We start from the raw sequence: 15,844 nt of genomic DNA, 5'->3' as shown, positions 1-15,844 counted from the left end.
TCATAATGAACTACTCGCTTATTTAGTACTAAACGGACACCCGAATTAGAAAAACCATTCGGGATAATTATGAAAAATCACACCTATACTGCCTCATTTGTCCATTGTTTTCCATCATGCACGAACAGAATTCCGAGTTCATGATGCTCACCGTCGTATAGTGCTCTTTGAGCAAAACGAACTTCACCGTTATAGTCCAACACCTCGAGCTTACAATAGGCGCGATTCACTTGTAATGCTTCGTAAAATTCTTTTTCGCTCCGAACTTTGTTGCCATTTACTTTTATAATGATTTCTCCTAATTTAAGTCCCATTTTTTCAGCTGGGGAATTGGGGATCACATCTAGGATCACCATGCCTTTTTCATTGGTTGCGAAGAATGATACTTTATCATCATCTAACATTTTCTGCCTTACCGTAATATATTCACGACCGACCATCGCCACTACAGCCGCAGCAATCGCCAAGACTGGGAGCCAATAAGCTCCAACCGTTAAAGCTGCCACGACAACTGCCAATAGCAGAACCCTTCTGCCCGTCTGCTGAATGGCAACCTTAGGCAGTGAAGCCTGTACCTCCTGATGGAAACCGACTCCAAATGGCACGACTAGTAGAGAAAAAGTCATAAACGGCGTTTGAATAGCCGGCCACCATTCAAATGTCGAGGTGAGCGCATCCCCTGGGATCAATAAAAGCACAGGGACCATCCACATTTTTTTTGCCTCATGGGCACCGATTTGCTTCCCGCGTTTACTTTTGAGCAACTTAGGTGACGTATGGACATGTCCTTTTCTTAAAATTAGCAAGCCTTCTGCAAAAATCAAAACCGAAAGCAAAATCGCCATTACCAGAACCGGACTGTTTGTTACATCTTTTATTAAATTAGAAACTAGTAAATTATTAAACGACAGACTAGGTAGGAATAAGGATATGATAATCGAAAGTCCTAATACAATCGCTGGTGAAAGCAAGCGAGGTTGCATAGCTAGTGCAAAAAGAATAGTTAAAGATGATGCAATAACTATAAACCCTAGCGGAAGCACTGCCCCGATCGCAATCATCACAGCAGAAACGCAAACGCCTGCAAGAATTCCAGACAAAGTCAACTCCGTCCACTCAAGATTAAAAGGATAAATGCGAACATTGAAATCCTTTCTCTCTCTTTTAATGCGGCGAAAGCCTAGAAATAATGCAACTAGTAATAATATATATGTAGCCGGATTAAGGAAAAACCGTCCAATCCCAAACAATAGCTCCAACAGCCATGCTTCTACCATAAAGCACCATCCTTTGTTAACCAAGCCAAAAACTGAGCCAGAGGGTCGGGAACTGTGTCCCATAATTATAGCGTAATGAATAGTTTCCATTTTGTCCATATGGAAATGAATGTAAGCCAGCGGATTTTATCTATAAATAAAAAAATATACCCGTATTCATATACGGATATATTCAACAAAGATTCCCTGACTCCTGCCAGTTTTATTATTTATAAAGCATTTTGATTGCTGTTTGAAGCTGGATGTCGTTTTTCTCATCTCGAACTTCTTCGATAATTTTTTCTTGAAGCTTTTGTGCTGTATCCTTATCAATTTGACCGGAGGCTGAAATTCCGTTTGCCTTTTGGAAGGCTTGAACAGCAACCTCTGTTTGTTTGCTGAAGTAACCATCATGGCGTCCCGGTTCAAAGCCAAGGCCTTTCAACATTAATTGCGCGCTCTTCACTTGTTCATTATTTTGATCAAAGGCAAGTGGTTGCTCTTCAATTTGAATCGGGCTTGAATAGAAATAATCCGGTTGCTTCATTTCAACTGTTGGTTCAACACCTTTTTTGTGAATCCAATTGCCATCCGGTGTTAACCATTTAAACAACGTCAGCTTAATATTACTGCCATCACCAAGTGGAACAGCTTGCTGCACAGTCCCTTTTCCGAATGAAGTTTCACCAATGATGTCGTAGCCGCCCGCTTCTTTTAAACCACCAGCTAAAATTTCAGAGGCAGAAGCACTCCCTTTATCAATTAAAACTGTAATTGGATAGTTTTTCTTTTCTTTTAAAGATGAGAAAAAACGTTCCTTTTCACCGTTTCGATTTTCAATTTGCACATATGGCTTTTTATCCGTCACGAAGAGCTTTAAAATATCTTCCACGCTTTGTAGATAACCACCTGGGTTGCCACGAACGTCAATGACTAATCCGGCAATTTTTTGACTTTCAAGGTCCTTTAGTTGAGTTGCAAAGTCTTTCGCTGTGTCTTCTGAAAAACTTGTAATTTCAATATAACCAACTTTGTTTCCTTTATAGTCTTTCACTGAACTGTACACAGTTTCAATTGGAATTTCATCTCTTGTCACTTCAATTTTTAAAGTACCAGTAACACCTGGTCGCTCAACCTCAAGGATGGCTTTTGAACCTTTTTCACCACGGATTTTCAAAACCGCTTCGTACAGATCAAGGCCTGCTAAGCTTTTACCATCAACACTGAGAATAAAATCATTGGGCTTCAGTCCGGCTTTTTCAGCAGGAGAATCTTTAAATGGCGCTACAATCGTAACCTTGCCATCCGTCATACTTACTTCTGCCCCGATTCCTTCAAACGAAGAATCCAATGACTGTTCAAATTGGCCGGCTGTTTCTTTATCCATATAAACGGAATATGGGTCCTGAAGCGTGTTGACCATACCAGAAATGGCTCCTTCAACAAGCTTATCCCGTTTAACCTCTTCCACATAGCTTCCCGAAATCAGCTCCAACGCCTGCTTGATTTTAGCTAAATCCTCTTCTGTACTTTTATCCCCCTTAGCAAACACACTGCCCGGATGGGGGGTTCCATTGATGCCATTTAGTAAAAAATAAGAAATCCCCGCGCCAACAATAAGTGAGAATGCCATTAACACAAATACTATTCTTTTTCGAAATATCATACCACTCACCCCAATATCTATCTCTAAAATATTTTAACATATATCTGCTTGGACAGGAAAAGGCATCTCACCCAATCAGTGCGATGCCTTTCAAGTGTCCCTATAACTATATGACAAGCTTGTACGAATTATGAATTTTTTAGTGGATCACATTTCACTGTTTAATTACAATTAAAAGCTTAAAAAAGCACTTTTGGTGCTTTAACTTTTATGCATTATAATTTTAACATAAAGAAATCAAAAACAACATAATCTTACTCGAGTGTTGGATTTCTTCTTTGTTTTTCGCCATTGATTAGTTTTACATGGGTGAATATTTCAATACTATCCTCCGTCAACGGGATTTTTCCGTTATGTTCAATAGCTTGCCATTCTTTAATATCTTTGCGATAAAGCACCTCAGATAAACGGTAAAGGTCCAAGTTATTCTTTAACCCGGTTAGAAAAGTTTGGTGTATTTGAGATTTTAATAATTTCTCTGTTTCTCTTTCGATTTTATTAAGTCTTTCTTTTTGAACGATTTCTCTTAATTTTGCAAGAACTTCGATAGTAATTTTAAAGTGGATTTTCTCGTTCTTGATGAATAACTTCTTCTTTATTCTTATATTGTCAATTATAACATTAATATCTGATAAATCATTGCGAAGACGTAAATTTTCACGGGTTATGTCTTCATTCATCCATTTTAATCCTTCGACCTCTTCAATAGTAAAGGTTCCTTTTAAAGCACTATCCGTAATAAAACTAACTCCAATGACTTCAATCGTTTTGATCTGTTTTTTGTCAGTCTCCCATGTATGATTTTGGGATAGCCCTACATAAGGAATTGCTACTACATGGGGTGGTTCATTTAATCCAATTAATAATTCCCTTAAGCTTATTGGACGAATTAATGAACTTTGCCTATAAGTAGCTTTAGGGTCACTCAGCCGCGAAAGAGCGGTTGACATTTCCAAAGGTGGAAGTGCTGTTAAAAGTTGGAATAGCGGTTCTTTTGTCGAATACATCAATATTCTGTATCGAGTTTCTCGATACCTGTCAAACATATCAACTGTTGCTTTTAGTCCATCCTTTTTTTTTAATAGCTTTTCAGAAAAAACTATAAAGGATAAATGCCCCCAAAAGATATGACGTTGTGAAGAACGGTAGGCATCAAAAATCGCTTCATTAATTGTTTCTCCCGTGCCACGACCAACGACAACCTTTGTATCTGTCTCTCCACCAGATGCTTCAGATTTTGCTAATAGGGAAGGATTAACAATTTGCAAGTAAACATTATATTTACCATCTTCGTAGTCTACACCTAACCCATGAACATAAATCATTCTCTCCGGTTCATTCGTATCCCAGCAACCAGCAAGTGTGAGGTTAATCAAAAGAAAAATTAAGAAAAAAATAATTTTTTTTTAAAATGATTCATGAGGAGCCTCCTTGGTTTGTTTCATCATTCGGTTTTACTGCGCTTGGACGTTTAGTATTTATGTGTGCAGGCATTTTTAGGATAGATTTAATGGCATTTTTTAAGCTTAGTCGACTTGCGACTTGCAGGTAAGGAACATCAAATGATTGAATTCGCGCAATAATAATCCCAAAAAAGTAAATAGATGCAAATAAACCTAAAAAGCCAAATAAGGATGCAATAATCACGGTTAGAAAACGCATTAATGAAGCAATACCTACGAGTGTCTGATTGACTAAAGTAAAGGTCGCAATTGTGGAACCAGCGATGATAACAAGCATAGCAGGGCTCGTTAATCCTGCTCTAATTGCTGCATCACCTATAATCAATCCACCAATAACGCTAAAGGTTTGACCAATAGATAGAGGCAGTCTCATACCAGCTTCTCTAAACACCTCAAACAATGACAGCATTAGAAAAGCCTCCATTGCACTCGGAAGAGGGACGCCCTTTCTAGCTTCAATGATGGTTGCTAATAGAGTAAAAGGAATCTGATTTTGATGGAACGTTGTCAAAGCAACCCAAAATCCTGGAAGCAGAATCGCTGCAGAAAGCGCAATAACTCTTATTATTCTTTCAAAGGCATTATATAAGTAATGGGTCTCGCTATCTTCCGCAGTTTTTAGTAAAAAGAATAAAGTGACCGGAGTTAAAAGCGCATAGGCAACGCCATCAATTAAAATAACAAACCGCCCACTTAATAACGCTTGAACAGCAAAGTCTGGACGCCCAGTGTAACTATAGCGCGGGAAGATAACATAAGGATTCTCATTTAATAATTCTCCTAATTGAGCTCCACTATATAATCCATCAATATCGATATCATTTATTTTTGAGCGAATTTGTTTAAGAATATTTTGGTTAGCAATATCTTTCATATAAAGAAGAAACACTCTTGTTTTCGTTCGTTTCCCAATTTTAAATTGTTCACTAATAAATGACGTTGTCGGTAATCTTTTTCGAATTAATGCATGATTAACAATAATATCTTCAATAAAATTATCACGTGGACCTCTAAAGCTTATTTCCAAAGATGTTTCTTCTGGTTTACGCTGAGGCTTATTTGAAATATCTACAGAATAAAGCATGTTAATCGCTTTAAAATACATCAGCAGTTTACCAGAAAAAATTTCATTTTCTGCTTTTTCTATACTTTCAACAGAACGTAATGAAGGGAGTTGTAGTTTATTGGTCAAATTATTATTTAGTTCATCTGATGATTTGAAATATTCTTCAAGTCGTAAAAGAATAGTTTTATAAAATATTTCATTATCGATTAAACCTGAACAATAAATAAGAGTGACGTCATGTTGATTGAATTGCAAAGTGGAAAAGACAACATCTGAGCATTGTTCAAATGTTTCTTTTAACTTTTGTTCATTCATAATAGGCATTTCTTTCTTGTTTTTTGTGGAATACCGCTTAAATCTCATTAGATTTCCCTCTTTTCTGCCTTGAATAGATGATTGTAAGAATACAAATTATTATTGAAGAGCAAAAGAAAAACCAAAACGAAATCGGTAAAATGTAAGTCCTTAACAAGTAAGTAAACTGAAAATCAGTAATTGGTACCATTACAGCTGCACCCGCTACAATTGATAGGAAAAGCAAAATTATGTTTTTTTTTCGATCGTCTTTTATTTGTAGTGCCTCTTTTATAATAAACAGTAGTAAAGAAATACGAATAAAAATGCCTGACAACCACTGATAAATGGATAAGAAATCAACATGTTCAATATACGTGCCGATAGAGACTAACCCCCACTGTTCGTAGGGTGGAAACCTTTGTTTCTTGGCCTCAATTGGTCCAAATTCTATAATAGACCCTATTAGTGGTCCGAGTGTTAATAGAATCAGTAAAATAAGGGTGATAAAAAAATGTCGGAACCGAAGCGGCTCATTGATTTTATGCTGCAATAATAAAAAGAAGAAAATTTCAATAACTCCTGAGGCTTGATAAATAATTCCTTCAAAAACCGGGCGATATCCATGCTCTAGAATCGGTAGAAGTAAAGAATAATCTTTATATTGAAAGTTAGCGATACTTACAAAAAAACCAAATATTATTATAAACAATAAGAGGAAGACATTAATCGTATTCATTATTCGAAAGCTTGAACTTGCTAGGAACCAGCATAATATAATTAAAATTAGACTTACTAATACCTGAGGTGTTTCCGGTAAATAGGCAATCGTTGTCCAGGTAATGGTTTCTCGCAATGCAACTGCTGCTAAAAAAACAAAGTATGTAATAATAATAAAGAGGAAGACATTTGTCACTTTCGTACCGAGTACTTCTGCCATCAGTTTGAATAAGGAAAATTGAAAAGTCTTTTTATGAATATACATCAGCAATGGTATCCACATAAGGATTAATACTATTGTGAGAAGCACACTTAACCATGCATCCCTCCCTGAAGTGTATAGTAAGGGGGAGATCACAAAAACATGCGTTTTTATACCTATTGCTGTTACTAATAGAAGAACAATATGAAGCGGCGAAACAGTATCAAATTTTTGCATCTAATTTCACCTTTTTGAGTTGATTTTTACTGGTATTTTCTTATAAAAATGTATTTATTATACATCATATTTTTAAAAAGTATTAGAAACTAGAAGTAACATAATAAATTATGGGCGGCCCTTTTTATGAATAAGCCTGCCATGACAAAAACGGTAATTAGAAGTACGATTGTATTTTTACGGTAAAATAAAAAAGAGTAATAGAGTAATAATGAAATAACCTGTTAAGAGGTGATTAAATGAAGCAACCAATAGGAGTTCAAATTGAAGGTGCTATATATCGACATTTGTTCATGAAAACACATTATAAAAGAGCACATCATTATCTACCTCTAGGTGTCGACAAGATGTGCTCGTTTTATACATTTGTTTGTATGTTTATTTGGTTTTTAAGAACTTTTTTGTTTTTTAAGGACTTTTTTGTCGCTCAACAACACTAGAAATTAATATACTTCCGTGGGTCTACTGAGTTAGACTTTGATGCATTCCATGAGCCTTCATGAATTTCAAAGTGCAAGTGGGCCCCATAGGATCGGCCTGTATTCCCCATGTATCCTAATATGTCACCCTTACTCACGGTTGCACCTTCAGAAACTTTACGGCTTTCCATGTGCGCATAAACGGTAGTGTACATTTTTCCGTTAATATTATGAGATACAAAGACACAATTTCCATACGAAGATGAATAATAAGAACGGAAGACAATACCGTCTGCTGCTGCAACAATCGGTACATCTGACCCCCGTTTACCAATATCAATACCAGCATGAAGCTTGCCCCAGCGTGAGCCGTAATTTGACGTTACCGGACCGTTCGCTGGTCTACTAAATGAACCGTCACTAATAGGTGGCTTTTCTCCCCTTTTCTTCGCTTCCTCAATACGGCGCTGCTGCTCCTGCCACTGTGCCAGCAATTTCTTATAGGATGCTTCTTGTTTACGAAGAATTTCATCTTGTTCAGCAAGGTCCAGTAGTTCTTCTTCAATTTGTTGTTCTTTTTCCTTCAATTCAGCCATTAATTTTTCCTTTTGGCCTTTTTGTGAAAGAAGCGTTTGCTGATCGGACTTAAGCTCTTTTTGTTTTTGTTCCAAGCCAGCAAGTTCTGCCTGCTCATCAGCCTTCAGCTGTTCAAGCATTTGTTGGTCATTCACATGTGCTTGTAAAATATCTTTATCCTGCTGGACAATAACCGTCACCGCATTGACCCGATCAAGAAAGTCACCAAAGCTTTTGGCTCCAAGCAACACATCTAAATAACTAACAACACCGCCGCTTTCTTGAACAGAACGAACTCTCGTTTTCAATGCCTCATCCCGTTTTTTTATTTTAATTTCAAGTTCTTTTATTTGAGCACCCAGTTTTTCAATTTCAGCTTTTGACGTCTTTATTTCCCCTTCTTTTTTTCGAATCTTTTCAGAGGTTTCCGCAACAGCCAAATCTATTCTTTTTATCTCAGCATTGACCTGAGCTTGGTCCCGCTCAATTTGATTAATTTCACTCTTCTTTTCCTTCGAATCCTGATGCAATTCAACACGTTTGCCATGCACTTCGTTGATCTTACTCTTAAGTTGTTGGTTGGCAGATGCGTGATCGCTAAAAAAAGTGTAGCCACTTAAAGCGACCGTTACTGATAAAACTATTGAAAAAACCTTCCGCACTTCGCTTCCACCTTTCCCTGCTTGTTTCTATTTCTATTTCTGTAGGCTTGTCCACTACGAATCAAAATCTATCAATTTATGCTTTTAAAAACTTCCGCACTGACATTAAGCTGCCCCAAACACCAATAAAGGCCCCGATTGATATAAGAATGAGCGCAATCTGAAACGCAAAAGGACTAAACGGCAGCAATTGAATGAAGAAAGCATCGTCAATCTTTGGCTCAATCGTTTTATATAGGTAACTATAGCCTATTAATATCAGCACAATCGGAATAATCGAACCCATAACCCCGAGGAGCAGTCCTTCGATGAAATGCGGCCAGCGGATAAATGAATTAGTTGCCCCAACAAGCCTCATAATTTCAATTTCCCGTTTTCTCGCCATAATTGTGATTTTAATAGTATTTGAGATTAGGAACATCGCTGTAAAGACCAGACCGATAATTAAACCGAGACCGATATTTCTGGCGATATTGACAAATTTAAATAATTTTTCAACTGTTCCTTGACCATAATTGACTCGTTCGACGTTCTCAAATTTCTCGATTTTTTTAGCAACGTCCGGCGTCATTTGCGGATCTTTTGTTTTTACAACAAAAACGTCACGCAGTGGATTTTCATCTTTTAATGATTCAAACGCTTTACCTTCCTCACCAAAGCTAATAATAATTTCCTCTAACTCTTTTTCCTTTGGCGAAAAAGTAATAGTATCCACTTGGGCTATTTTTTTGATCCGCTGCTCGAGTTCTTTAATTTGTGCATCATTCGCAACAAGGTCAATGTGAACCCTTATTTCAACATCCTTTTCAACAGTTGTTGCAAAGTTATTTAAATTCATCATGATGACTAGAAAAATTCCTACTAAAAGCAACGTAACCGTTACCGCACTCACAGAGGCAAAAGTCATCCAGCCATTTCTACCAATATTTTTGGTGCCTTCTCTAAGATGTCGAACCAGTGTATTAGCTGTCATAGCCGTAATCACCCCTGTTTTCGTCTCTTACAATCCGTCCGCCCTCGATTGCAATAACGCGCTTTCGAATCTTATTCACAATTTCTCGGTTATGAGTCGCCATGACAACCGTCGTTCCACGGTTGTTAATCTCTTCGAAAATTTCCATGATACCCCAAGATGAATCAGGATCCAGGTTTCCGGTAGGCTCGTCCGCAATCACGATTTTCGGATAATTGACGATCGACCTTGCAATCGAAACACGCTGTTGCTCCCCACCTGAAAGCTCGGACGGAATAAAACGCGCTTTATGCTTTAATTTTACAAGGTCAAGAACCTCAAGAACGCGGCGCTTAATATTGCGCGGATGCTCCTCAATTACCTCAAGCGCAAACGCCACATTTTCGAAAACCGTCAGCTTTGGCAAAAGCTTGAAATCCTGGAACACAACGCCGATATTCCTTCTTAACAGCGGCACTTTGCTCGACCTTAATTTCGAAAGATTAATCCCGTTGATCATAATCGTGCCTTTTGTCGGCTTCTCTTCACGATACATCATTTTTATAAATGTCGATTTCCCGGCGCCACTCGGGCCGACCACATAGACAAATTCACCTTGTTTAATCTGAACATTGATCCCGTTCACGGCCAATACCCCATTCGGATATTGCTTATAAACGTCTTCCATTTCTATCATTTCAATCACACCTAATTAAAGTCTATTTACAGCCCTATGCTATTTTCATTTATGTTGTTATAGTTCAAGTCTTATGTTGTTTGGAAAAATATAGATAAGGGCTGCATGCATGTGGTAAAGTGGAGCTTGTTGTTTGTTATAAGCCATTGTCGACGTTTCAAATTCAGTTCAAAGGAAAAACGCCATGAAATGCTATTTCATGACACACTATTTTATTATACCACCGTTATTCGCTATTTTGAGGCAAAATTTTATTAAAATTATGTTTCAAACTGAATGAATTTTCGACAAATGTGGATTTAAGCGAAGGTAAAGGTTTGTTTCAATTTTTAGCGATAAAAAAAGAGCCTCTTATATAGAAGCCCTTCTCACTGAAAATAATTACTTATGAGTTGCTAACCACTCAGCAACAGCTTTAGCGTCGTCGCCTTGTAGTAATCCAGCCGGCATTGCACCTTGTCCGTTAGTAATAACGCCTTCGATACCAGCAGCATCTAATTTGCTTCCTACTTTAGTTAAGTCAGGACCTACGCCGCCTTCAAGATTTTGACCATGACAGCTTGCACAGCTTTGTGCGAACAATCCCTCAGCTGCTGCATTATCTGCTGCAGGAGCTGCAGTTTGGTCGCCATTTCCAGCGTTGTTGTCAGCTGGCTCTTTAGCAGTGTCGCCACCGCCGCCACATGCACCAAGAATAAGTGCAGAACCCATGAATAATGCTAATAACTTTTTCTTCATTGGTAATCCCCCTTTGTGTATTTGGTGATTTTTGTCAAGCGTACCATAAGTATGTACACTTCCCTATTATAAACAATTTTCGACACTTGTAAAACCCTCTACAATAGGTTTATGAAGCATCCCTTACAAGAAAAACCTGAAAATGTGACAACTTTTCGAACAAACTCTTATAAAGCTAATGGCGGCTAATCCGTGGCTCCGCGGCATTGTAGGATTACAGGAATTAGTATTTGCAATTGGTTCCTAGTATATCCATAGTGGTGAAATATTTTTTATAAAAACTTTTTTGATAAGTTTCCTTTGAATTTAAAATTAACTTAATCTGGATCTTAGATAAGCATCGATGAATGGATCAATTTCGCCATCCACGACAGCTTGTGTATTACCAATTTCCACGTTTGTGCGGTGGTCTTTAACCAATGAATAGGGGTGGAAAACATAAGAACGGATTTGGCTTCCCCAACCGATTTCTTTTTGCTCCCCACGAATTTCATCAAGTTCGGCTTGCTGCTCTTCAATTTTTTTCTGATAGAGCTTTGCTTTTAACATTTTCATTGCTTGTTCACGGTTTTTAATCTGTGAACGTTCTGATTGACATGTCACGACGATACCAGTTGGTAGGTGGGTGATTCGAACCGCAGAATCGGTTGTATTGATGTGCTGACCACCGGCACCTGTTGAACGGTACGTATCAATTTTTAAATCAGCATCGCGAACTTCAATTTCGATTTCCTCATTAAATTCAGGCATAACATCGCAGGAAACAAACGATGTATGACGGCGGCCGGATGCGTCAAACGGTGAAATTCGAACGAGACGATGCACGCCTTTTTCAGCCTTCAAGTAGCCATACGCATTGTGGCCTTTAATAAGCAATGTCACGCTTTTAATACCCGCTTCATCACCAGCAAGATAGTCAAGCGTTTCAACCTTAAAGCCTTTCTTTTCAGCCCAGCGCGTGTACATGCGAAGAAGCAAAGAACCCCAATCTTGTGACTCAGTTCCGCCCGCACCGGGATGCAGCTCAAGAATTGCATTGTTCTTATCATATGGCTCACTTAGTAAAAGCTGAAGCTCAAACTGACTCACACTTTCAGAAAGTGTTTTTATTTCTTTCTCAAGTTCCTTTTGAAGATCTTCATCATACTCTTCCTTCAAAAGCTCATGTGTTACTTCAAGATTGTCGAAGCTTTCATTTAAAGCTGTATATTCACCGACAATGTCTTTCAAGGCATTTGTCTCATTGATAACCTGCTGGGCAGCCTGTTGGTCATCCCAAAAGTTCGGCATCGACATCATTTCATCAAGCTCAGCAATCCTCTTTTCCTTCTCTTCGAGGTCAAAGGGACCCCCTAAAGCCAGCTAATACTTTAGCAATTTTATCAAGTTCCTGTCTTACTTCTACTAATTCCATTAACACAATCACCTCTTAAAAGATTTAATTAATTTATTCTATCCTATGTTATGAACTCAAAAGCTCTCTCCACATGCGATAGAGAGAGCGAATAAATGTAGCAATAGCGCAGTTCACTATACCTTACTGATTCCCATGACAATGTTTATATTTCTTACCGCTGCCACATGGGCATGGGTCGTTGCGGTTAATGTCTTGGCGTTTCACGTAGGGCTTTTTCTTTGTTTCGCCTTCGCTGCTGCTTTCTGGCTTGACTGCTTGGCCTTCCGCTACTTTTTGACGCTCTAGGTTGCTGCGGATTTGAGCTTTCATAATGTACTTCGCAACATCCTCTTCAATGGATGCAATCATAGCTTCAAACATCGCAAAGCCTTCCATTTGGTATTCGCGCAACGGATCGATTTGTCCGTAGGCACGTAAATGAATACCTTGACGGAGTTGGTCCATAGCGTCGATATGATCCATCCATTTAGAGTCAACGGAGCGAAGCACAATAACTTTTTCAAACTCACGCATTTGTTCAGGTGAAAGCTCTGCTTCTTTTTCATCATAATCCACTTTCACACGCTCAAGGATAATGTCAACAACCTCTTCAGGTTCTTTACCAGTAATGTCAGCTACCGTTAAGTTGCCTTCATCTAACAGATTACCCTCAACATACGTAATGATGCCTTTATAATCCCATTCTTCCGGTAAGGCATCCTTCGGCATATGGGCATCAATATTGCGCTCAACTGTTGAACGAATCATTCTTTCAACAACTTCTCTTAAATTCTCGGCATCTAAAACATCAAAACGCTGCTTATAGATGACATCACGCTGCTGGCGTAAAACATCGTCATATTGCAGCAATGTTTTACGAGCATCAAAGTTATTGCCTTCAACCCGTTTTTGCGCAGATTCAACCGCTTTTGTTACAAGCTTACTTTCAATTGGTTGATCATCATCCATACCAAGGCGGTCCATCATTGCTTTCATGTTATCTGAACCGAAGCGGCGCATTAACTCATCTTCCATTGATAAATAAAATTGCGTAATACCAGGGTCTCCTTGACGACCAGAACGTCCACGAAGCTGATTATCGATACGACGGCTTTCATGACGCTCCGTACCAATAACCGCTAAACCACCAAGCTCGAGCACACCTTCACCAAGCTTAATGTCCGTACCACGACCAGCCATGTTAGTCGCAATTGTAACGGCCCCTAGTTGACCTGCATTTTCAATGATTTCCGCTTCTCTTTCATGGTTCTTCGCATTCAAAACATGATGACGAATTCCTTTTTTCTTCAACAGACCTGAAATTAATTCAGATGTATCAACGTTTACTGTACCAACTAGAACAGGCTGTCCTGTTTGATGGCGTGCGGCAATATCCTCAACAACCGCATTAAACTTCCCTGCCATCGTTTTATAAATTAAATCGGGACGGTCATTACGGGCAATCGGTCTGTTCGTTGGAACGACAATAACATTCATATTGTAAATATTACGGAATTCCTCTTCCTCTGTTTTTGCCGTACCCGTCATCCCAGAAAGCTTTTCATACATCCGGAAATAGTTCTGGAACGTGGTTGTTGCAAGTGTCATGCTTTCATTTTGAATCTTCAAGCCCTCTTTAGCTTCAATTGCTTGGTGCAAGCCTTCGCTATAGCGGCGACCCTTCATCAAACGACCAGTAAATTGGTCAACGATGACAACTTCTTCATCTTGAACAACATAATCCTCATCACGATGCATACTCACATGGGCTTTTAAAGCCTGGTCAATATGGTGAACAAGTTGAACATTGGCAAGGTCAAATAAATTTTCAATCTTAAACGCGCGTTCAGCTTTTTCCATACCTTCCTCGGTCAGCTGCACACCTTTTGTTTTTACATCATATGTGTAGTCCTCATCCAACTTCAATGTCCGGACAAATGTATCAGCAGTAATATAAAGTGAGGCTGATTTTTTCGCAGTGCCAGATATAATAAGCGGTGTACGTGCTTCGTCAATTAAAATCGAGTCAGTCTCGTCAATGATCGCATAATGAAGCGAACGTTGAACCATCTGCTCTTTGTAAAGCACCATGTTATCGCGCAAATAATCAAAGCCAAACTCATTGTTTGTACCATATGTAATATCTGCTCGATAAGCTTCTTGTTTTTCCTCTTGTGTAAGGCTATTTAAGTTCAAACCTACTGTAAGGCCAAGAAATTCATGAAGCTTGCCCATTTCCATAGCGTCACGGCGTGCCAAATATTCGTTGACAGTTACAATGTGGACCCCTTTACCAGTTAGCGCATTTAAGTAAGCAGGCATTGTTGAAACTAGCGTTTTACCTTCACCGGTTTTCATCTCAGAAATATTACCTTCATGTAGGGAAATCGCCCCGATCAACTGCACTGGATATGGTCGCATACCTAAAACACGAACAGAACCTTCACGGACAACCGCAAAAGCCTCTGGTAAAAGATCATCCAATGACTCACCTTTTTGATAACGGGCCTTAAACTCTTCCGTTTTCGCACGAAGCTGGTCATCTGACAACTTTTGAATATCTGGTTCAAGTGCTTCAATTTGATCTGCTATTTTTTGATAACGATTTAAATAGCGTTGATTTGAATCCCCAAAAACCTTCTTTAACATTCCAAGCATATCTGTTTTACGCTCCTCTATAATCAATTCATTACGGAAATCGCCTATTGCCGGCACACTCCGATGTGTTTGAAAATATGAAAAAACTGAAAATAAAAGCAAAATTCTATGTAATGGACTTCCCTTAAAAAATGAAGAGTCCTACCCTCTATATTAACATTTTATTAAAAAGTATTACAACCGGTAGGTATTGTGGAATGGTAGTAGAATTTGTTGGAAATGTGCAATTCAAAAAGCGCAGCCAAAGTTGACTGCGCCTAAGAGATTCAAAATTAACTCCATTATTGAGCTTCAATTAAACCGTATTTGCCATCATTACGACGGTAAACAACGTTTGTGCTATTTGTCTCAGCGTTCACGAATACGAAGAAGTTATGACCTAACATATTCATTTGAAGAATTGCTTCCTCAGAATCCATAGGTTTTAGGTCAAAGCGCTTATTACGAACTACTTCGAAATCTTCGTCGCCATGGTCTTCTTGTCCGTTTGCATTAACAGTTTCAGCAAATCCATATCTTGGAGACTCTTCAGCCTGACGAAGCTTACGGTTTACTTTTGTCTTATGTTTGCGGATTTGACGCTCTAGCTTGTTTACTACAAGGTCAGCAGCTGCATACATATCAACATGACTTTCCTCTGCACGAAGCAAAAGATTTGTCATAGGAATCGTAACCTCTATTTTTTGCTCGTTATTATATACACTTAAATTTACATTCACATCTGAAGTTGGCTTTTGCTCAAAATACTTTTCAAGCTTTCCAATTTTCTTCTCCACATATTCTCTGATTGCTGGAGTAACTGTGATGTTTTCTCCCCGAATGTTGAATTTCATAAGGGTACC

At 38.6% G+C, this 15,844-nt stretch carries 12 protein-coding genes; all 12 read right to left on the bottom strand.

All coding sequences use genetic code 11. The annotated features are described in order from the left end of the window. Positions 1 to 83 precede the first annotated feature (83 nt). The 12 genes from BAZO_RS07340 to hpf all read right to left on the bottom strand — a co-directional run bounded on the left by BAZO_RS07340 (position 84) and on the right by hpf (position 15,835). A complete protein-coding gene (locus BAZO_RS07340; protein WP_003330742.1) occupies positions 84 to 1,277 on the bottom strand; it encodes a PDZ domain-containing protein in 1,194 nt (397 codons plus the stop codon). A gap of 205 nt (positions 1,278 to 1,482) precedes the next feature. Then, the gene (locus BAZO_RS07335; RefSeq protein ID WP_039957152.1) at positions 1,483 to 2,922 is read right to left on the bottom strand and encodes a S41 family peptidase; all 1,440 of its coding nucleotides are present in this window, start codon (positions 2,920 to 2,922) and stop codon (positions 1,483 to 1,485) included. Between the two features lie 254 nt (positions 2,923 to 3,176). Further along, entirely contained in the window at positions 3,177 to 4,319 is a 1,143-nt protein-coding gene (locus BAZO_RS07330) for a Ger(x)C family spore germination protein (RefSeq protein WP_268869817.1), read from the bottom strand. A gap of 19 nt (positions 4,320 to 4,338) precedes the next feature. Beyond that, on the bottom strand, positions 4,339 to 5,814 hold the full coding sequence (locus BAZO_RS07325) for a spore germination protein (RefSeq protein WP_003330739.1): 1,476 nt from the start codon (positions 5,812 to 5,814) through the stop codon (positions 4,339 to 4,341). Then, on the bottom strand, positions 5,804 to 6,904 hold the full coding sequence (locus tag BAZO_RS07320; RefSeq protein WP_003330738.1) for a GerAB/ArcD/ProY family transporter: 1,101 nt from the start codon (positions 6,902 to 6,904) through the stop codon (positions 5,804 to 5,806). Before BAZO_RS07320 ends, BAZO_RS07325 begins: the two co-directional genes overlap by 11 nt. 436 nt (positions 6,905 to 7,340) lie before the next feature. Further along, positions 7,341 to 8,561 carry a murein hydrolase activator EnvC family protein gene (locus BAZO_RS07310; protein ID WP_003330735.1) on the bottom strand — a complete coding sequence of 407 codons (1,221 nt, stop codon included), beginning with the start codon at positions 8,559 to 8,561 and terminating at the stop codon, positions 7,341 to 7,343. Positions 8,562 to 8,637: 76 nt separating this feature from the next. Next, the gene (ftsX, locus tag BAZO_RS07305; protein WP_003330734.1) at positions 8,638 to 9,534 is read right to left on the bottom strand and encodes a permease-like cell division protein FtsX; all 897 of its coding nucleotides are present in this window, start codon (positions 9,532 to 9,534) and stop codon (positions 8,638 to 8,640) included. Beyond that, positions 9,524 to 10,210 carry a cell division ATP-binding protein FtsE gene (gene ftsE / locus BAZO_RS07300; protein WP_003330733.1) on the bottom strand — a complete coding sequence of 229 codons (687 nt, stop codon included), beginning with the start codon at positions 10,208 to 10,210 and terminating at the stop codon, positions 9,524 to 9,526. Before ftsE ends, ftsX begins: the two co-directional genes overlap by 11 nt. Positions 10,211 to 10,591: 381 nt before the next feature. Next, positions 10,592 to 10,948: a cytochrome c551 gene (gene cccB, locus BAZO_RS07295; RefSeq protein ID WP_003330732.1), complete on the bottom strand. Its 357-nt coding sequence runs from the start codon at positions 10,946 to 10,948 to the stop codon at positions 10,592 to 10,594. A gap of 312 nt (positions 10,949 to 11,260) precedes the next feature. Then, positions 11,261 to 12,362 (bottom strand): peptide chain release factor 2 gene (gene prfB / locus BAZO_RS07290; RefSeq protein WP_157382088.1). Its coding sequence is split into 2 segments (ribosomal slippage): positions 11,261 to 12,289 and positions 12,291 to 12,362, totalling 1,101 coding nucleotides; the frame shifts between segments, so codons are not numbered across the junction. Positions 12,363 to 12,485: 123 nt separating this feature from the next. Continuing rightward, positions 12,486 to 15,002 carry a preprotein translocase subunit SecA gene (secA, locus tag BAZO_RS07285; protein ID WP_003330730.1) on the bottom strand — a complete coding sequence of 839 codons (2,517 nt, stop codon included), beginning with the start codon at positions 15,000 to 15,002 and terminating at the stop codon, positions 12,486 to 12,488. A gap of 281 nt (positions 15,003 to 15,283) precedes the next feature. Further along, positions 15,284 to 15,835 carry a ribosome hibernation-promoting factor, HPF/YfiA family gene (hpf, locus tag BAZO_RS07280; RefSeq protein ID WP_003330729.1) on the bottom strand — a complete coding sequence of 184 codons (552 nt, stop codon included), beginning with the start codon at positions 15,833 to 15,835 and terminating at the stop codon, positions 15,284 to 15,286. Between the last annotated feature and the right edge of the window lie 9 nt (positions 15,836 to 15,844).

The organism is Schinkia azotoformans LMG 9581 (assembly GCF_000307855.1).
GTDB lineage: Bacteria > Bacillota > Bacilli > Bacillales > Bacillaceae_J > Schinkia > Schinkia azotoformans.
The sequence above is the reverse complement of the archived record's forward strand: the minus strand, read 5'-3'. Positions and strand labels throughout refer to the sequence as shown.